This is a genomic window from Leuconostoc sp. S50 (assembly GCF_016624925.1).
Classification (GTDB): Bacteria; Bacillota; Bacilli; order Lactobacillales; family Lactobacillaceae; genus Leuconostoc; species Leuconostoc pseudomesenteroides.
In genome coordinates this window covers 263636-281543 of record NZ_JACVUE010000001.1, presented here as the reverse complement: position 1 = coordinate 281543, position 17908 = coordinate 263636, and the positions used below count along the sequence as shown (strand labels likewise).

Here is a 17908-nt window from a genome sequence, read left to right as displayed (position 1 = left end):
TTTGATAGTAGATTCAAACAACTGTAAACTGCCGATTTTTGAGACTGATTTGAATATCAGCAGCTTTGGCAACGTTTGGTTCGTGGGTAACAATAATGACTGTTTTCCCAACTTCATGAGCCAGTTCTTGAAATATGCTAATTACCTCTTGTGTATTTTCTTCATCTAGGTTACCAGTCGGCTCATCAGCAATGACAATTTTTGCATCGACTGCCAAAGCTCTAGCAATCGCTACACGTTGTTGTTGCCCACCAGATAATTGTTGCACGTTTTTATCAGCTAGTGATCGATCAATGCCTAACTTATTGAGCGTACTATATATATATTCTTTATCACCAGTATGTTTTGATTTTGTCATTGACAACGCTGAGGCAACATTTTGAGTTGCGGTCATATAATTCAAAAGGTTGTATGCTTGAAATATAATGGCCACCTTTTGGTTACGATATTTCGTTAAACCATAGGCTTTGATATCCTGATCATCCAAAGTAATTGTTCCCTCAGATGGTGTGTCCAATCCTGCCAAAAAACTTAATAATGTTGTTTTACCAGAACCTGATTGACCGACAATACTATACAGTGTGCGTGGCTCGAATGTCATATTCACATTTTCATATAAGGGACGTTCCTGCGCATTATATTGATGTGTCAAATTTTTAATTGCTAATGTCATTGACTAACTCCTTTTATTGTTTCAAGTGAGACTCTATTCATTTGACAAAATCTTTTTTGGCTTCAATCGGAAGATTGGTGTTGACCCTGCAACAACTGCGATAGCAATAATACCCAAGCCTAATCCACCGAGTTCAGCCATGGCTGAGCCACTTAACTTTGTTTTTAAGGTTTGTACTTGACTACCCGTTGCTGTCATTGTGCCGCGATTTGCAGCGCCAGCAGTTGGTGCACCAGATCCACCGCCACGTCCACCACCAAATCCAGCACCGGCTGTGGTTGTCTGTGTAGCTGTTGTTTGCTGTGAAACTAATTGCTTACCCACGGCATTACCAACAAAATTACCAGCAACACCCGCAATGACAAGTGAAACAACCAATATTGCAAATAGTTCAGAGAATAATTGCAGTACAATTTTAACTTTACTTTCACCTAATGACATTAACACGCCAATTTCATGACGACGTTCACGAATCATCAATACAGTAATTAATGCAAGAATAATTGTACCGGCAATACCAACAACCCAAACGATCTTATTAGCAAAACTTTGAACGTTCTTCATTGGTTTCATTAGCAAAGCATAGGTCTCAGCACTAGAAGTTAAACTGAAACTACTTGAGACTAACTTTTTAGCGGCTTTGGTAAAGGCAGCTTCCTTAGAAGAGTCTGTCAATGTGTACACAACACTGGTAACTGTGGTGCTATCACCATTTACCGTACCGGCGAATGTATAGCTACTGAAAATAGTATTAGATGGGTCAGATTGTTGGCCAGGTCCACCTTGTGCCGCGCTGCCAGAAGTTGTCTTGGCTTTGTAGATACCGACAATTTTCATTTCGTAAGTCTTAGACGTCGTGGCAGTTGTTTTAACTTTAATGGTATCTCCAACTTTTAGCTTGTTGCTTGTTGCTAATTCACTTTCTATTACCACATTATTCGTATTTTTATCTGCTGATGTTATGCCTCGACCAGAAGTAATTGTATAGGCTTTTGACTTAAAATTAGTTTCGGCGGCCGTCGTTGAAACACCGCTGATAGTAATATCACCCTGGGTTGAAGTATCACCGGCAGGTCCACCTTTGAAACCACCACTTGATGATGTTGTTGTAATCGCTGTGAAACCGCTGGCATTTACTGAAGCACTATTGCTAAATTGATATCCTGCCACGTTGCTTAGTGCAGCTATTTTTTCAGCAGTGGTTATACTAACCCCAGGTAATGAAATACTTGGTCTAGTTGTGGAACTGCTGCTCGATGATGATGCACTTTCCTGACTTTTTCGCATTGCTGCGAAAGCTTTCTCACGGTTAGCACTCAACGTAACAGTGGTTCCTGCGGCGTTTTTAGCACTATTAGTTGCTTGAATCGCTGCATTTTGGATAATAATGCCCGCCAAAACAAAGATCATAATCGCACTCATCACCAAGGTAATGAGTAAAGTTCGACCAATTTTTTGCCGTAAATACAAACCAGCTCGTTTGATAAAATCCATGATAACACTCCTTAAACTTACTTAATAACGACAATATATCAATCAAAAATTAAACTTATATCAATTAAATGAAAATTAAATGAACAAAACTGTTAATATGTTGGTAAATCAACGGTTATCCTGTATGATAGAGTTACATTATATTAGTAAGATTAGAGGATATTTTATGTTATCAGAATTTAAAGCCTTCATTATGCGCGGGAACGTTCTAGATTTAGCAGTTGGTGTTATCATTGGTGGTGCATTCACTGGTTTGGTAAAGTCATTGACAACCAACCTGATTGGGCCAATCATTGCTTTTGCGACTGGTGGTCATTCAGACTTAGACAAACTACAATTAGTCATTAGCAAAACGTTAACTTTCAAGTATGGGGCTTTCTTAAACGATTTGATTAACTTCTTGATTACAGCATTTGTTGTTTTCATACTTGTCAAAGTGATTAACCGCGTCTTCAAAGCTAACAAAGAGGAAGCCGTTCAAGCTAATCCTGAGCTTGAAGTTCTGACAGAAATTCGTAATTTATTGGAAACAGAGAAAAAAGCTTAATAGATACTTTTAACCTACCACAATTAACGTGGTAGGTTTTTTGTTCAAAAAAAAAACACCACAACATGGTGTCAATATTAACGAATCGCTTTTAGAGCATCATCAATTTGGTTTAGAATCACCTGTTGGTTATCCTTTTGCTCCAAATCGTATGTTTGTAAATCAATTTTAAGTTTTGGTGAAGCATCATAAGCATCAAACCAATCACGATAGGCCGACCACATCTTGAAATAGTAATCACGCAATCCCTGATTGTTATCAAATTGCTCATAGTTGCGACCACGCTTTTTAATGCGATACAAAATGGTGTCAAAATCCGTTTCTGCGTATACCATCAAGTCAGGTGCTTTTTTAGGCATTTTTTGCAGTTCAGCCATCATATTATCAAGTAAACTCGTATAGACATCCATTTCAGCATCAGAAATATTACCATCTTTATGATTTTCCTCAGTGAACAAAGCGTCTTCATAGATAGAACGATCTAACACATTGTTGTCATCTGCAAGTGCTTGTTTAATCATATCAAAACGACGATTCAAAAAATAAATTTGAAGCAAGAAGCCGTATTGTTTTGGATCTGAATAGTAAAGTGGTAGCACAGGATTATCACCTACTGGTTCATAAAACGCTTGTGTACCCATATGCTCTGCAATTAAGCCTGTTAATGTCGTTTTCCCAACGCCGATCATGCCCGCAGTAATAATCACCATGACGACCTCCAATAATTTATTAGCCTACCTATCATACAAAAAAAACGCCCAAATAACAAGGTCAATTGTTGGACGTATTGACAGTAAAAGCCGAACTATTTCACTAACATCTTTAAGCCAGATCGAATATAACCATCTGTCGAATCGCTCGTTTGACTTAATTGCTCACCTACGACTTTAATATCTTTTTTAGTATATCCCAATGCCAAAAGTGCCTCAAGCGCGTCATCAAGTGCTCGAGAATCATTTGTCGCTGTGGCTGGTGTTGCCGTACTATTTTCAACTGCTAAATCGTCTAATTTTCCTTTTAAATCTAATACAATTTGTTGCGCAGTTTTTTTACCAACACCTGGAAACTGCGTTAAGTATGCGCTATCGTTATTCTCCACCGCATTAATCAATCCAGTAGCATCAGCGCTAGCCAAGATTGCCAAAGCACTTTTGGGTCCGATACCAGAAACATTTAATAGCTTATTAAACAACGCTTTTTCATTCGCATCAATAAAACCAAACAAGCTGATATCATTTTCTCTGACAATTTGTTGCACATAAACATGTGATTCAACATTCTCCTCAAAACGATAAGGATTTGCAGTGTAAAGACGATACCCGACGCCACTCCGTGAGGCAATCACGATATAAGCTGGTGTAATATTCGTAATTAATCCGTTAATATATTCGTACATATTCATACTCTCTTTCACTATTAGTGTCATTCAATCAGAAAATTAGTTCTTAGCAGATTAAACTATCTGTTTTTTCATAATTTTTCTTGACATCAGCTATTGAATCAACTTACTTGAATTACCACCCAAACAAAGCGTTTCATAACGCGACCTATAATACATGCTGTTTCAAAAATGCAGCAACTCGTTCAATATATTCTTGCGGATATTCTTCAAAAGCAGCAACATGCCCTGCGCCCTTCGGCAACCACACATCATGCTCTCCGTGATGCAGTTTAATCAATTCATAAACCATTTTGGTCGGCACAAAATCATCAGCCAAGCCATGAATAAACAGCGTTGGCAATTGGCTTTTTGCAATTAAAGGACGGGCATCTGCCTGAGAATACTGAAAGCCAGCCCGCCAACCAGACATCCAATTTAAAACGTTTAAAACAGGGAATGCCGGCAAATGAAACATATGTCCAGCCTGATATCTGAGTTCATCGTAGGCGCTTGTATAGGCCGAATCAGATATTACGGCTTTGACATTATTTGGTAGTTTTTCACCACTTACAGACAAAACCGTTGTGGCGCCCATGGACATGCCCATCAAAACAATTTTCTGCTGTTTATCTTTTTGACAAACCATATCAATCCACTGCAAATAGTCAAAGCGATCCAAATAACCAAACCCAATAAATTTACCACCCGACTCGCCATGTGCCCGATTATCTGGCACTAAAACGTTAAAGCCTAAGCTGTAAAACAAATCACCATAAGTTGCCATTCTAGCTTTGGTTATACGCCAGCCATGACTTAAAATGACAGTTTTTTCACTGTGCTGATTAGCAACATACCACGCTTTCAATTTCAAACCATCAAACGAAGTTATTGTCCAAGTTTCTCGTGGTAGTCGATTAAACCTTTCTTGATTAGCAAATAAAACGTTATCTGGATACACATCATCTGGCACAACTGTTTTTTCACTGGCTACTGTGGCCATTCTAAAAAGTTGATTTGTACCAAGAATAGCACCACCTAAAGCCAGACTCGCAGCTAAAAGCGTTGTTGTTCTTTTTTTCATTCATTTATACCCCTGTTATTTGTGAATGAACATGGCATCTCCAAAACTGAAGAAGCGATATTTATCTTCAACAGCATGTGCATAAGCATTCAGAATGTTATCACGGCCAGTAAAAGCAGCCACCAGCATAACAAGTGTTGATTTAGGCAAATGGAAATTCGTTATGAATGCATCCACAACAGTCCAATGATAACCAGGCTTAATGAAAATATCTGTCCATCCAGAATCAGCTTTTAGGTCACCGTCCAACTTTGACCCGATTGTTTCTAACGTCCTGATTGATGTCGTACCAGTAGCAATAATACGTCCGCCATTAGCACGCACTTCATTCAATTGATCCGCTGCCTCTTGACTTAATTGATAAAACTCACTGTGCATTTTGTGATCGTCAATATTTTCTTCATCAACTGGTCTAAATGTTCCCAGCCCAACGTGAAGTGTTAGCTCGACTGTTTTAACTCCCTTAGCTCGAACCTTGTCTAATAATTCAGGCGTCCAATGCAGCCCTGCAGTTGGCGCAGCAGCGGAACCATCTACTTTTGAATAAACAGTCTGATACCGCTCTTGGTCATCTAACTTTTCTTTAATATAAGGTGGCAACGGCATTTCACCTAATTGCTCCAATAATTCCATGAAAATGCCATCGTAATGGAATTCAATATAACGACCACCGTGCTCCAATTCACCCACGACCGTAGCTGTCATAATCGGATTATCCAAGTCATCCCCAAAAACAATTGTTGAACCAACTGGTGATTTTTTTGCAGGTTTCACCAACGTTTCCCAAACATCACCATGATCTTGACGCAATAATAATACTTCGGCATGACCGCCTGTTTCTGGTCTAGCTCCATGTAAACGTGCCGGTAAAACTCGTGAATTATTCATCACAATTGCATCTCCAGCGTTGACATAGTCCAAAATATCATAAAAATGCTTATCCTCATATTGACCTGTCTCTGCGTTAAGAACTAACAAACGTGAGGCATCGCGCTGTTTTAGCGGTGTTTGCGCAATCAATTCTTCCGGTAAATCATAATCAAAATCTGATAAGGTGTAGTGTTTCTCTGTAGTCATTATTAGTTTCCTTTTCCGCCGCTGTTCCCAGCTAGCCCCGTTGCTTTTTCAAATTCATATCCCGTTTGTGAAACAGCCATTTTTTCATCAAGTGACAGCTGTTTATTCACGTTCGGTATGTCAAAACGCTCTAGTACGTCTGCATAAGTTAAATGATTCTTGTTGAGATATTCAACCAATAAAGCGAGTTCATGACGTTGTGTGGGTGTCGGTTTGTTGATGGTAATGACTTCATCAAATGCCCGCTCGACTTGTCGGTCAAATCGCTTATTTTCCGACTCAATAGCATATGATTGTTCAATCATTTCTAACCGCTTTTTTAATTCCAGCCATAACTTATCAAATGACAAGGGTTGACCAAAAGGATATTGCTGCATCAAAACAGAGTCAAGCGATAAATTGACCATACTAGGGCTTTCGTACTCTGCTTCGTGAATGTGACCGTGCACCGACAAAATTGGATATGGCAAATCAATTGCGTAATGGCTTAACCAAACCTGAATGCCATTTATTTTAATAGTCTTTGCCGTATCGACCACCTCAATGAGTTTTGTTTCAGGCGCCTTCAAGGCTGCTTTAAGTTGATCAGAATGGTCATGGTTGCCTTTGAAAAAAACTTTTTGTCCTTTTAGACGAGCCAATTGTGCAACAAAGTCCTGTTTCTTACGAAACATACCTAAATCACCCAAGAAATACACAACATCATCATCGTTTACCGTATCGTTCCATTGGTTTTCAAGATACTGATCCATATTGGAAACTGTAGGCTCAATGTCTAAGTTCCGCAACGCATCTGCTCTTGATTTATCAAAATATAAAATTTTTTCGTGGTTAAAATGCGTATCAGAAATAATAAAATTCATGATAGTTCCTCTTGATAAGGTACGCCAAGATGTTCGTAAGCTGCCTGCGTCACCACCCGTCCACGCGGGGTACGTTGCAAAAAACCAATTTGCAATAAATAAGGTTCAACCATAGACTCCAGTGTTTCGGCTTCTTCACCAATGTTAGCTGCAATTGTATTTAATCCCACTGGTCCACCATGATAATAGGCAATCATAGTATCTAAAAATTTATGATCTGTTTCGTCTAAACCACGATTATCAACACGTAGTTTATCTAGACCAACTCTAACAATTTCTTTGTCAATTGCTTGTTTCCCTTGTACTTGCGCAAAGTCCCTTACCCGTTTTAATAAGCGATTGGCAATTCGCGGTGTACCGCGTGACCGCAAGGCAACTTCATAAGCTCCTTCTGGCTTAACAGGCGCGTGCAAAATATCGGCTGTGCGGACCACAATATGTTGCAACTCTTCTGGTGTATAAAACTGGAGCGCGTTAATAATACCGAACCGATCCCGCAATGGTTTGGATAGCATGCCAGGTCTAGTTGTCGCACCAATTAACGTAAACGGTGGCAAGGGAAAATGAACTGCTCGAGCAGTTGGTCCCTGTCCAACCATAATATCAACAAAATAGTCTTCCATTGCCGAATACATCATTTCTTCAATGTTGGTTGGCATCCGATGAATTTCATCGATAAACAAAATATCACCTGGCTCAAGTTCGTTTAGCAATGCCACTAAATCACCTGGCTTCTCAATAGCAGGACCTGATGTCGTCTTGATATGAACCCCCATTTCATTAGCAATAATCATCGCTAACGTAGTTTTCCCTAGCCCTGGTGGGCCAAATAACAGTACGTGATCTAACGCTTCTTCTCGTTGCTTGGCAGCAGCAATATAGACAGACAGCTCATCTTTGAGCGGTGTCTGTCCAATATATTCTCGTAAATATTGTGGTCTCAATGATAATTCGTCATGACGCTCCGCCTCATTTGCTTCTGCATCACGTAATAATTCATCAACTTCAGTATTTTCTTCATACCATTGGTTAAATTGTGGTTCTGTTTCTGTCATACACATTATTATACACGTTTATCACAACGTAAAAAAGCCATTCTATCGACGATACAATGGCTTTTTTGAACAACAACACGCTACTCTTATCGTGCGACAATCACTGTTAAATCTGGTAAAGCTTCATGTCGACGATTATAAAATGTCACTGTAAACTTAGTCTCATTAACTGACAATACAGCATACGTGCCGCCTAAGTTAGCGTGTGATCCTTTTGGAATGGTTGTAGAACCAGGATTGATAAACAATTTACCTTGGTAAGTGACAGCACCTTCTTTATGTGTATGACCAAAAAGCACTACTTGCGCGTTTGCTTCATCCGCCGCTCGGCTCATTTGCTGTAAATTAGCCCAACCTAGTAGGGAAGTAGCATCATACAGATGACCATGTGTTTGGAAAAAAGTAACGCCGTCAATCGTTGTTGAGCGTGCATCAACGAAGTCAGGATCATCATCCATATTGCCAATCACGGTAGAAACGCCTTCAAACACTTTATCATCAGCAGGTAGTTCCGAATCACCATCATAAAAAATACCATCAACCCGTGATTGCCATTGCTTTAAAATATCTAAAAAGATAGCACGATCACCATGAATATCTGATACGATTAAAAATTGACTCATAATATGAATTATCCTTTCATTGCTAAACTTAATTTTCTGCCAACCATTGTGGGAGTTGTTTGCCAAGTGACTGCAACGCAAGGCCACGATGACTAACAGCATTTTTTTCTGAACCCGTTAATTCAGCAAAAGTTCGATTGAACTGTGGCACCCAAAAAATGGGATCGTAGCCAAATCCATTATCACCATGTCGTTGCGTTGTAATAACACCATCAATGGTACCAGAGGTGACCAGCCGCTGCTTGTTAGGCGATAACAATACAATTACACTGTGAAAATGTGCCGCGCGGTTAGTAGTATCACCCATCTTAGAGAAAACTTTTTCTATATTTGCGTCGTCATCATGATCACCTGCATATCTAGCAGAATAAACACCTGGTTCGCCGTTTAAAGCATCAATCGTCAAACCCGAATCATCAGCTAAAATATAGTCATTAGGCGCGATTTTTGCGATTGTGGTAACTTTTTTTGTGGCATTTTCTTCAAACGTTAGACCGTCCTCAATGATTTCTGGCACATTATCTAATTCCCGCAACGGTACGACTTTCAAATCAACATTGATATCACGTAATATCGATTCTAATTCATGCATTTTGTGTTCATTATTACTGGCAATGATCAATCTTTTCATACGCTTTCATCCTCTAAATGATTCTTGGTTATCACTAAATGACGAACATCCAGTGGCTGTGCTCGTGACAACCAGTTCGTCGCAATTTTCTGGAACGTTACTTTATCACCAGTCGTATGATAAATATCATGATCATGTCCGTGAACAACATCTGAATGCAGGTTGTATGTATCAAGATATTGCCTAACAACCTTCACTGTCTCAGCACCGGCATCAACTAGTTTAACGCCATTTCCAACTGCTACCTGTATAAATGGTGCTAAGAGCGGAAAATGTGTGCACCCTAGAATAAGCGTATCAACTGTGTCATCACCAAAATGACTTAAGTGATCTGCCACTATTTTTTGGGCGTATGCGGATTCATAGTCATCGTCTTCCACCAACGTAACAAAATCAGGTTCAGGTTGGGCCTGCACTATAACATTCGGCGCCAAGTTAGCCACTTCTTTTTCATAAATACCACTTGTTACCGTACCTTGGGTGGCAATTAAACCAATATGGTTACTTTTAGTCATGCGAACTGCTGCTTCGGCACCAGATTGAATTACGCCAATGACGGGAATTGGTAACTTGGTCTGTAACAGTGGTAGTGCTCGAGCCGTCGCAGTATTGCAGGCAATCACCAGTAATTTAATCTTTTTTGTTTCAATCAAAAAATTGGCCATCTGAAAAGTATAATCGATTACTTCTTGAGCTGGCCGAGGACCATACGGCATACGTGCTGTATCGCCAATATACATAAATTGTTCGTTAGGTAGTTGTTCTTGGGCAGCCTTAACAACAGTTAAACCACCAATGCCAGAATCAATGAACCCAATTGGATTATTTTTATTCATATTATTAATTATGAACGGCTTAATTAAAAATGCAAGCATTTCACAGTCATAATTGTGTATAATGAAATGAAAGGATTACCGCACTTATGGACATCAATGATTACGATAAAATTTTACGAACAAATTTTCAAGTCAATAGCTTCGCACTCAGCCTTTTACGCGATGGTTTACTCGTTAATTTATTACAAGAAGACTATCCTCACATTCTGTACTGGGCTGGAAAAGAGATTGCACGCCAATTTCCAACTGACACTTTAACTTCTGTCAAAGAATTTTTTGCTGATGCTGCTTTCGGCGATCTAGAAATCAAATCTCAAGATAGTAAAAATCAGCGCTGGGAATTGACTGGTGATCTAGTCAAGCAACGTCTTAGTCTGAATAAGAATGCTGATTTTAGTCTAGAAGCAGGGTTTTTGGCACAACAGCTTGAAGTTCAGACTGGTGCTATTGCTGAGGCAAATTTCAAGTATCTCAAAAAAAATGAAGGCGTTTCATTTGAAGTCGTAACTGACTTAACCGAAACAGTTAATGTCGAAGATATTAAGCAACGCGTTGCAGCTCGTGAAACTTTTTTAAAGAAAACACACGATACAACAGAAAATGCTACTATGATTGAGGTTCGCAATGATGATGACATCTCCCGCGAACAATCAATTACCGATTCCCTCTTAGCCTTTAATTTTGATGACACATTGATGCCCACCGAGGAACACTCTAGTCTGAGCGCTTTGTCCGGTGAAGAAATTGATCCATTCAATGTACCCTCTCATCCAAATAAGAATCAATAAAAACCACTAATTTTTATACATTACAGTGCCTCTTCCAGCCGCTTGTACATGTTTAAATTAGTGGTTTTTATTATTATATTTTTTTATAATAAAAAATCCCTTGACCTAAGAGGGGGATGGTCAAGGGAATTGATAGCCGAAGCTATCGGTGTTCAATCAGTAATTGGGGGAACTGATTGAAACATTACTGGGGGGAGTAATGAAACTCAAATGTTATTTGAGTATGTTTCTATTATAGACCAACTATGACCAAAAAGAGTATCTACATTTTGACAAAAACATTACAGAAAAATTACGTTAAAACTTGTCACATAAGTTAACAATTACACAATGAGATTCAACAATAGAACCATTCCCAGTCCCACGACAGCAATGATTGTCTCTAATACAGTCCATATTTGCAGTGTTTGCTTAACATTTAAATCAAAATATTCTTTGAACATCCAAAAACCAGCATCATTGACATGTGAAAATGCTAACGATCCAGCTCCAATGACCAATACCATCAAAGCGGGATTGATACCTGAAGCCGCCATCAACGGCTGGACAAGCCCTGCCGCGGTTAAGGCAGCTACCGTAGCAGACCCCAATGCAACACGTAATAATACAGTAATTAACCACGCCAAGATCAGAGGCGAAATTGCTGAATGAATAAACAAATCGGAAATTTGTTTTGAAATGCCACCATCAATCAATATTTGTTTGAAAGCAGCACCTCCACCAATAATCAATAACAACATAGCGATTGATTTAACAGCATCTTCGACCGTTACCATCATATCTTTTGTAGCACGACCTTGATGCCATCCCATTGCCCACAAAGCAAATACCAAAGAAATAATCATTGCAGCAACCGGGTTTCCAATCATAGTAATGAAAGCGTCAATTCCCTTCGGGTTTTTAAAAGGTTGACCATCATTGTAGATAATTGTGTAAATGGTCGTAATTCCCATTAATAAAACAGGAAACAATGACGTCAAAACTGAAATACCAAAACTGGGTGTCTCATTAATTTGAAAAGTCTTTTGTTGCCCAAATGCCGTTAATTGCTTTTTAACTACAAAAGCATCTGGTGCAAATTTCTGTGCTAATTTTGTAAAAATCGGTCCCGCAATAATAGCAGCCGGAATGGCCACGATTAAGCCATACACTAATACAGTTCCCGGATTAGCACCTAGTGCCCCCGCAATCGCTGTTGGTGCTGGATGAGGCGGCAAAAAACCGTGCGTTACTGACAAAGCAGCAGCCATTGGAATACCAAGATAAAGTAACGGCACTGAAGCTTCTAAAGCAATCGCAAAAACAATCGGAATCAATAACACCATGCCCACTTCAAAGAATAACGCAATACCTATGATAAAAGCCGCGACCATAATTGCTAACTGAACACGCTTTTTTCCAAATTTAGCAATCAGTGTGTGTGCAATACGATAAGCACCACCGGCATCAGCGACTAATCTTCCTAGTACTGCACCAAAACCAAACACAATGGCCAATTCACCAAGGGATGAACCAATACCATTTTGAATTGAAGTGGGAATTTGATCCAGTGGCATACCTAATCCCGCGCCAACTAGAGCAGCAGTTAAAATCAGTGAAATAAAAGTATTAATCTTAAACTTGATAATCAAGACTAATAAAAATAGGATGCCCAATCCTAAAACAACAAATGACATCATAAGCATTCTCCTAAACAATATGTTATTTTCTGTAACCGCTTTCATTTTATCACACAATTCATATTTGTGGTTAAATTTTGTCGCAAAAAAAAGCACCTCACATGGAGATGCTTTTTTCAGTAATTTAAACGTCGCGACGACGTTCTTTAATACGAGCTGCCTTACCTTGCAATGCACGCAAGTAGTACAACTTTGCACGGCGAACTTGACCAAAGCGAACAACTTCAATCTTGTCAACACGTGGTGAGTGCAATGGGAAAGTACGTTCCACACCAACACCTGAAGAAATCTTACGAACAGTGTAAGTAGATTGGATACCAGCACCCTTGCGCTTGATCACAACACCTTCAAACAACTGAATACGTTCGCGTGAACCTTCAACGATCTTAGCATACACTTTAACAGTGTCACCGGCACGGAATTCAGGAATATCAGTACGCAATTGTGCTGATGTTACATTTTCTAAAATACTATTTTGACGCATTGGTCATTCTCCTATTCGACAATCTTGCACTTGCCCGTAGGCTAAACGCACAGCGGATTGTCGTTAATATGGCAATTATTAGCCATACAACAGTATATCAGACACAGTGCCCTATGTCCAGTGTTACTTAGCACGGGTCATTAAATCACTTGCAATTTTATCAATTTTAGCTTGCGATATTGCTTGTGTATCGGAAACGACGCCAATATAAAACTTTAGTTTTGGTTCTGTACCGGAAGGTCGAACCGCAACCCATGAACCATCTGCTAGCCAATATTTCAAAACATTAGCTTTTGGTTGCTTGAGTGTGAGCGTTGCACCTGCGTTATCAGTTTCTAGTGAAGACAAGAAATCCTGTACACGCGCTACGCTGACGCTGCCAATCGCGTCTGGTTGATTATTTCGGAATTCAGAAATGATGGCTGCCATTTCATCGTTACCATGAATACCCGGAAAGTCCAAACTAATGGTTTTTTCTTCAAAGTAACCAAACTTTTCAAATAATTCGTGAACACCATCGGCAAATGTTTTGCCTTGTGACTTATAGTATGCCGCGACTTCAGCAAATAACACTAGTGCCTGAATTGCGTCTTTATCATGAGCAAAGGGCTTTACCAAATAGCCGAAACTCTCTTCAAATCCAAACAAAAACTCATGTGATTTTGTTGCTTCGTATTCATCAATTGTTGCTGCAATATATTTAAATCCAGTCAACACGTCCGCAGTCTCAACGCCAAAGCTTTCAGCAACAGTTGATGCAAATCTTGATGAAACAATTGACGTCACAATGGCGCCATTTTCAGGCAATGAGTTCGTATTTTTCTTCGCCGTCAAGAGATAATTGACTAATACAGCAGCAATTTGATTGCCTGTAAGCACTTGGAAACTACCATCCGCCAACTTAACCGCGGCACCCATCCGATCGGCGTCAGGATCAGTCGCGACCACCGCATCTGCACCTTCGCGCTTTGCATATTCAATCGCAAGTGTTAAAGCTGCTGCATCTTCAGGATTGGGCTTTTTGACCGTCGGAAAATCACCGTCAATGACAGCTTGTTCTTTAACGACAGTATAGTTAGTGAAACCAGCCTGTTGAAGAGCCTTTTCACCAATATACTGACCAGTGCCGTGAAGTGGTGAATAAACAAATTTGAGTGAAGCCCCCTCACGTGCTACTAGTTCAGGATCAACTGTTACTGCTTTCATTTTTGATAAGTAAAGGTTATCAATATCGTCATCAATCATTTGAACATTGGCGCTTGTCTCATCCAATGAGATATCAAAAATATCAGCAATACCTTCCAACTCTTTCACAACTGCTGAAACAGCGTCGGGAACCATTTGGCCACCATCTTCACCATACACCTTATAACCATTGTATTCTTTAGGATTATGTGAAGCAGTAATCATGATACCGGCAAACGCGTTCAATTCGCGCACAGCAAATGATAGTTCAGGTGTTGGACGCAATGATGTAAACAAATAACTCTTGATACCATGTGCAGAAAGTACCTGTGAAGCATCTGCCGCAAACTCAGGAGAAAAATGACGAGAATCAAAACTGATTGCCACGCCACGCTGTTTTGCTGTCTCCCCTTGCGAAGCAATATAACGTGCCAATGCTTCAGTCACCTGACGAACAGTATAAATGTTCATGCGATTAGTACCAGCACCAAGTAGGCCACGCATACCCGCCGTACCAAAACTCAAGTTTTGATAAAAAGCATCTTCCTGCTCTTCAGCTGAATATGATGCCAAATCAGAAGCTAGATAGTCAGGCAAATTCGCCGATTGCCACTGTGCCAATTTTTCTTGATAACTCATGATTAACCTTCTTTTCCCATTTTCTTAAATTATAACAAAATTATTTCCGTGTGAACAATGTCAAAATCCAGTTTCTAAACTTTTTCGTACGCAAAACAGTAATTGCTATCACAGCAATTACGATAAAAATGGTCAGAGTCACTGCCTTTGGTATCTCCAAATGACCGACAAAATAACCAATTGAGACAATACTGGCTGACCACAAAACACTAGCAAAGGCAGCCATTCGTAAATAAACTGGAAAAGCTAACCCCAACCGATGTGCTAGCAATGGGACAGCAACACGAATAAATGGCAAAAAACGACCCAATACAACGAATAACAACCATCTTTTAGGATGAAAATCTTTAGCAATTTCATCAGTCAAGTTACTGTGTGAATATTTTTTAATCCAAGGTATTTTAGCTACTTGTGTCGTAATCAATGCCCCCAACCAATAATTAACAGCATCTCCTAAAAACGAAGCGATCGCAAAAATACCAATCGCCAAAAATAATTCCCAAATATTGTGATGGGCACCAGCCAAGCTACCTACTGTAATCAAAATAGTATCACCAGGAATAAAACCTGTCACAATCCCAGCAGTTTCAATGAATATCAAGGCAAACATGATGGCAAATGCCGTTAATGTGAAGTGTTGATCACTGGCAATTAAATGATCTAGCCAGTTGGGCAATGTAGTGATTGAATTTAGAAACATTTTCCCCTCCGAAATGTCGCCAAAAGTTAGTCTTTTGGTAAATACAGTGACACTGGCAACAAACTATCAGTTGGCACAGTCGTTCTTGGTGTTTTAATCAGTGCAAACAATACTTCTATCAATTGTGATGCGGCCGCCGCAATCGGCTGCACAATTGTTGGCAAATTTGGATGCAACCGTCGAACAATTGGCGTACCATCGTACCCAATAATGTTAATATCCTCTGGCACTTTTTTACCTGCTCTCTGCAGCGCATTTTCTAGTTGAATAGCAGCCACGTCGTTATAGGCAAAGACCCCCTCAATACCATTTTCAACGATATAAGACACCATATTGTTGATGTCTTTATTTGTAGCAAACCCTTGTAAACTATAATTTTGTCTGACAACAGGAATAGAATTCTGTCGTGTAGCGCGTAAAAATCCTGCATATCGTTGATGAGTTGGTGATTCTGAGCCATCATCATCGCTCAGCATTAACAGCTTTTTTGCCCCAGTAGACAACAAATACTCGCCAGCTAAGTAGCCCCCTTGTTCATTATCCTCGCTTACAATTGGCACATTATCCGCCAAATATCGATCATAAGAAACAATTGGTAAATAGGTGTTTTGATACTCACCAATACCCAAATTATGTGAAGAAGTAATAATACCTTCAACTTGATTTGCGGCAAGCATTTGAAGATACTGACGCTCTTTTTCAACATTATTAGCTGAAGTTGCAATAATGACCTTATATCCTAGCTCAAATAGTTGTTGTTCAATTTCGCTGGCTAAAGCTGTAAAAAAAGGGTTTTCCATGTTTGGAAAAATCAATCCAATAAATTGCGATGATTTTCCTTGCAGCGAACGAGCCATGGCATTAGGCTGATAGTGCAACTCTCGCATAGCTTCGTGAACTTTATTAATTGTTTTTTGGCTCAATGAACCATAGTTATTGATGACACGCGATACCGTTGTTACTGAAACACCCGCCAACGCCGCGACATCACTTAATTTTGCTACCATTGCAATCCTCCATACTCTCTTAATATTCTATCACATGGTCTACTCCCCTTACTAAAATAAATGTGATAAACGTTTGACTTTATCTTGTTAAAGGTTTACCATTGTCCTCGTAAGTTAATTTAATCACAAAGTAAAAAGGAGAACAAACATGGAAGCACTTGTGTTAACTGGTACAAAAAAATTAGAGGTTGAAAACATTGAAAAGCCTGAGGTAAAGCCGAATGAAGTGTTGATTCATACAGCATTCGCTGGTATTTGCGGTACTGATCACGCTTTGTATGCCGGTCTTCCTGGCTCAGCCGATGCTGTGCCACCAATCGTTCTGGGGCATGAAAATTCTGGTGTTGTAGCTGAAATTGGTTCTGATGTTACAAACGTTGCGGTGGGTGATCGTGTCACAATTGATCCCAATATTTACTGTGGTCAATGCAAGTATTGCCGTACAGCACGTCCAGAGCTTTGCGAAAACTTGTCTGCAGTTGGTGTAACACGCAACGGTGGCTTTGAAGAATACTTTACTGCGCCCGCATCAGTTGTTTACCAAATTCCAGATAATGTTTCACTTAAGTCAGCTGCGGTGGTTGAGCCGATTTCATGTGCGGTTCACGGTATTCAACTTCTTAAAGTGACACCTTACCAAAAGGCATTGGTTATTGGGGACGGCTTCATGGGTGAACTCTTTGTTCAAATTTTGCAAGCTTATGGCATTCACCAAGTCGATTTGGCTGGTATTGTTCCTGAAAAGCTTGCTATGAACAAAGAAAAGTTTGGCGTGAAAAATACGTATAATACAAAAGATGGGGACAAAATTCCCGAAGGCACTTACGATGTTGTTGTTGAAGCAGTTGGCCTACCACAGACACAAGAAGCCGCAATTGAAGCCTCAGCTCGTGGCGCTCAGGTTTTGATGTTTGGTGTTGGCGGTCCCGACGCAAAGTTCCAAATGAACACTTACGAAGTTTTCCAAAAGCAATTGACGATTCAAGGATCATTTATCAATCCAAACGCATTTGAAGACTCATTGGCATTGTTATCATCAGGCAAGTTAGACGTCGAATCGCTAATGTCACACGAATTAGATTACCAGACTGTTGATGACTTCGTGAATGGTAAGTTAGGTGTCGTTTCAAAGGCAGTCGTTAAGGTTGGTGGCGAAGAGGCATAA

At 39.7% G+C, this 17908-nt stretch carries 19 protein-coding genes; 3 read left to right on the top strand and 16 right to left on the bottom strand.

What is annotated here, in order from left to right; genetic code table 11:
* Nucleotides 1-13: 13 nt before the first annotated feature.
* Together IAE53_RS01275 and IAE53_RS01270 are read right to left on the bottom strand one after the other, a co-directional pair.
* Entirely contained in the window at nucleotides 14-673 is a 660-nt protein-coding gene (locus IAE53_RS01275; protein WP_188352760.1) for an ABC transporter ATP-binding protein, read from the bottom strand.
* A 33-nt stretch (nucleotides 674-706) separates the two neighbouring features.
* Nucleotides 707-2167 carry an ABC transporter permease gene (locus tag IAE53_RS01270; RefSeq protein ID WP_200135805.1) on the bottom strand — a complete coding sequence of 487 codons (1461 nt, stop codon included), beginning with the start codon at nucleotides 2165-2167 and terminating at the stop codon, nucleotides 707-709.
* A 166-nt stretch (nucleotides 2168-2333) separates the two neighbouring features.
* Here IAE53_RS01270 and mscL point away from each other — a divergent pair, with 166 nt between their 5' ends.
* A complete protein-coding gene (gene mscL / locus IAE53_RS01265) occupies nucleotides 2334-2714 on the top strand; it encodes a large-conductance mechanosensitive channel protein MscL (RefSeq protein WP_010281419.1) in 381 nt (126 codons plus the stop codon).
* Between the two features lie 77 nt (nucleotides 2715-2791).
* On the opposite strand, the gene IAE53_RS01260 is transcribed toward mscL, so the two are convergent.
* From IAE53_RS01260 to murI, 9 genes are all read right to left on the bottom strand, one after another.
* Nucleotides 2792-3424, bottom strand: coding sequence for a deoxynucleoside kinase (locus IAE53_RS01260; RefSeq protein ID WP_010281416.1), 633 nt, complete (start codon nucleotides 3422-3424; stop codon nucleotides 2792-2794).
* Between the two features lie 95 nt (nucleotides 3425-3519).
* The gene (gene ruvA, locus IAE53_RS01255) at nucleotides 3520-4110 is read right to left on the bottom strand and encodes a Holliday junction branch migration protein RuvA (protein ID WP_031941075.1); all 591 of its coding nucleotides are present in this window, start codon (nucleotides 4108-4110) and stop codon (nucleotides 3520-3522) included.
* A 151-nt stretch (nucleotides 4111-4261) separates the two neighbouring features.
* Nucleotides 4262-5176: an alpha/beta hydrolase gene (locus IAE53_RS01250; protein ID WP_200135804.1), complete on the bottom strand. Its 915-nt coding sequence runs from the start codon at nucleotides 5174-5176 to the stop codon at nucleotides 4262-4264.
* 15 nt (nucleotides 5177-5191) lie between these two features.
* Entirely contained in the window at nucleotides 5192-6253 is a 1062-nt protein-coding gene (gene queA / locus IAE53_RS01245; protein ID WP_200135803.1) for a tRNA preQ1(34) S-adenosylmethionine ribosyltransferase-isomerase QueA, read from the bottom strand.
* A gap of 2 nt (nucleotides 6254-6255) precedes the next feature.
* The gene (locus IAE53_RS01240; RefSeq protein ID WP_188352764.1) at nucleotides 6256-7116 is read right to left on the bottom strand and encodes a metallophosphoesterase family protein; all 861 of its coding nucleotides are present in this window, start codon (nucleotides 7114-7116) and stop codon (nucleotides 6256-6258) included.
* Nucleotides 7113-8171 (bottom strand): Holliday junction branch migration DNA helicase RuvB, encoded by a 1059-nt coding sequence (gene ruvB / locus IAE53_RS01235; protein ID WP_010281405.1) that lies wholly within the window; start codon nucleotides 8169-8171, stop codon nucleotides 7113-7115. Before ruvB ends, IAE53_RS01240 begins: the two co-directional genes overlap by 4 nt.
* Before the next feature lie 86 nt (nucleotides 8172-8257).
* Entirely contained in the window at nucleotides 8258-8794 is a 537-nt protein-coding gene (locus IAE53_RS01230; protein WP_148423088.1) for a YfcE family phosphodiesterase, read from the bottom strand.
* A 28-nt stretch (nucleotides 8795-8822) separates the two neighbouring features.
* Nucleotides 8823-9425 carry an XTP/dITP diphosphatase gene (locus IAE53_RS01225; protein WP_200135802.1) on the bottom strand — a complete coding sequence of 201 codons (603 nt, stop codon included), beginning with the start codon at nucleotides 9423-9425 and terminating at the stop codon, nucleotides 8823-8825.
* A complete protein-coding gene (gene murI, locus IAE53_RS01220) occupies nucleotides 9422-10261 on the bottom strand; it encodes a glutamate racemase (RefSeq protein WP_200135801.1) in 840 nt (279 codons plus the stop codon). The genes IAE53_RS01225 and murI overlap by 4 nt, the downstream gene beginning before the upstream one ends.
* Nucleotides 10262-10347: 86 nt before the next feature.
* On the opposite strand from murI, the gene IAE53_RS01215 reads away from it, so the two are divergent.
* Complete coding sequence (locus IAE53_RS01215) at nucleotides 10348-11049, top strand: YslB family protein (RefSeq protein ID WP_010281391.1); 702 nt, start codon at nucleotides 10348-10350, stop codon at nucleotides 11047-11049.
* Nucleotides 11050-11372: 323 nt separating this feature from the next.
* Here IAE53_RS01215 and IAE53_RS01210 read toward each other — a convergent pair whose 3' ends face one another.
* The 5 genes from IAE53_RS01210 to IAE53_RS01190 form a co-directional block, all read right to left on the bottom strand.
* Nucleotides 11373-12728: a gluconate:H+ symporter gene (locus tag IAE53_RS01210; protein ID WP_031941073.1), complete on the bottom strand. Its 1356-nt coding sequence runs from the start codon at nucleotides 12726-12728 to the stop codon at nucleotides 11373-11375.
* Nucleotides 12729-12852: 124 nt separating this feature from the next.
* Complete coding sequence (gene rplS, locus IAE53_RS01205) at nucleotides 12853-13212, bottom strand: 50S ribosomal protein L19 (protein WP_010281387.1); 360 nt, start codon at nucleotides 13210-13212, stop codon at nucleotides 12853-12855.
* Between the two features lie 123 nt (nucleotides 13213-13335).
* The gene (locus IAE53_RS01200; RefSeq protein WP_148423092.1) at nucleotides 13336-15036 is read right to left on the bottom strand and encodes a phospho-sugar mutase; all 1701 of its coding nucleotides are present in this window, start codon (nucleotides 15034-15036) and stop codon (nucleotides 13336-13338) included.
* A 40-nt stretch (nucleotides 15037-15076) separates the two neighbouring features.
* Nucleotides 15077-15736 carry a DedA family protein gene (locus tag IAE53_RS01195; RefSeq protein ID WP_148423093.1) on the bottom strand — a complete coding sequence of 220 codons (660 nt, stop codon included), beginning with the start codon at nucleotides 15734-15736 and terminating at the stop codon, nucleotides 15077-15079.
* A 26-nt stretch (nucleotides 15737-15762) separates the two neighbouring features.
* On the bottom strand, nucleotides 15763-16743 hold the full coding sequence (locus IAE53_RS01190) for a LacI family DNA-binding transcriptional regulator (RefSeq protein WP_147651292.1): 981 nt from the start codon (nucleotides 16741-16743) through the stop codon (nucleotides 15763-15765).
* Between the two features lie 148 nt (nucleotides 16744-16891).
* Between IAE53_RS01190 and IAE53_RS01185 the strand changes: the two genes are divergently transcribed.
* On the top strand, nucleotides 16892-17908 hold the full coding sequence (locus IAE53_RS01185; RefSeq protein ID WP_004913310.1) for a zinc-dependent alcohol dehydrogenase family protein: 1017 nt from the start codon (nucleotides 16892-16894) through the stop codon (nucleotides 17906-17908).

What these genes read in the sequence shown, in the direction of transcription:
- IAE53_RS01230 (WP_148423088.1), bottom strand. Translation starts at nt 8,794, where the DNA reads ATGAGTCAATTTTTAATCGTATCAGATATTCATGGTGATCGTGCTATC.
- mscL (WP_010281419.1), top strand. Translation starts at nt 2,334, where the DNA reads ATGTTATCAGAATTTAAAGCCTTCATTATGCGCGGGAACGTTCTAGAT.
- ruvB (WP_010281405.1), bottom strand. Translation starts at nt 8,171, where the DNA reads ATGACAGAAACAGAACCACAATTTAACCAATGGTATGAAGAAAATACT.
- ruvA (WP_031941075.1), bottom strand. Translation starts at nt 4,110, where the DNA reads ATGTACGAATATATTAACGGATTAATTACGAATATTACACCAGCTTAT.
- IAE53_RS01275 (WP_188352760.1), bottom strand. Translation starts at nt 673, where the DNA reads ATGACATTAGCAATTAAAAATTTGACACATCAATATAATGCGCAGGAA.
- IAE53_RS01225 (WP_200135802.1), bottom strand. Translation starts at nt 9,425, where the DNA reads ATGAAAAGATTGATCATTGCCAGTAATAATGAACACAAAATGCATGAA.
- queA (WP_200135803.1), bottom strand. Translation starts at nt 6,253, where the DNA reads ATGACTACAGAGAAACACTACACCTTATCAGATTTTGATTATGATTTA.
- IAE53_RS01240 (WP_188352764.1), bottom strand. Translation starts at nt 7,116, where the DNA reads ATGAATTTTATTATTTCTGATACGCATTTTAACCACGAAAAAATTTTA.
- IAE53_RS01250 (WP_200135804.1), bottom strand. Translation starts at nt 5,176, where the DNA reads ATGAAAAAAAGAACAACAACGCTTTTAGCTGCGAGTCTGGCTTTAGGT.
- IAE53_RS01210 (WP_031941073.1), bottom strand. Translation starts at nt 12,728, where the DNA reads ATGATGTCATTTGTTGTTTTAGGATTGGGCATCCTATTTTTATTAGTC.
- IAE53_RS01200 (WP_148423092.1), bottom strand. Translation starts at nt 15,036, where the DNA reads ATGAGTTATCAAGAAAAATTGGCACAGTGGCAATCGGCGAATTTGCCT.
- IAE53_RS01195 (WP_148423093.1), bottom strand. Translation starts at nt 15,736, where the DNA reads ATGTTTCTAAATTCAATCACTACATTGCCCAACTGGCTAGATCATTTA.
- IAE53_RS01260 (WP_010281416.1), bottom strand. Translation starts at nt 3,424, where the DNA reads ATGGTGATTATTACTGCGGGCATGATCGGCGTTGGGAAAACGACATTA.
- murI (WP_200135801.1), bottom strand. Translation starts at nt 10,261, where the DNA reads ATGAATAAAAATAATCCAATTGGGTTCATTGATTCTGGCATTGGTGGT.
- rplS (WP_010281387.1), bottom strand. Translation starts at nt 13,212, where the DNA reads ATGCGTCAAAATAGTATTTTAGAAAATGTAACATCAGCACAATTGCGT.
- IAE53_RS01190 (WP_147651292.1), bottom strand. Translation starts at nt 16,743, where the DNA reads ATGGTAGCAAAATTAAGTGATGTCGCGGCGTTGGCGGGTGTTTCAGTA.
- IAE53_RS01215 (WP_010281391.1), top strand. Translation starts at nt 10,348, where the DNA reads ATGGACATCAATGATTACGATAAAATTTTACGAACAAATTTTCAAGTC.
- IAE53_RS01270 (WP_200135805.1), bottom strand. Translation starts at nt 2,167, where the DNA reads ATGGATTTTATCAAACGAGCTGGTTTGTATTTACGGCAAAAAATTGGT.
- IAE53_RS01185 (WP_004913310.1), top strand. Translation starts at nt 16,892, where the DNA reads ATGGAAGCACTTGTGTTAACTGGTACAAAAAAATTAGAGGTTGAAAAC.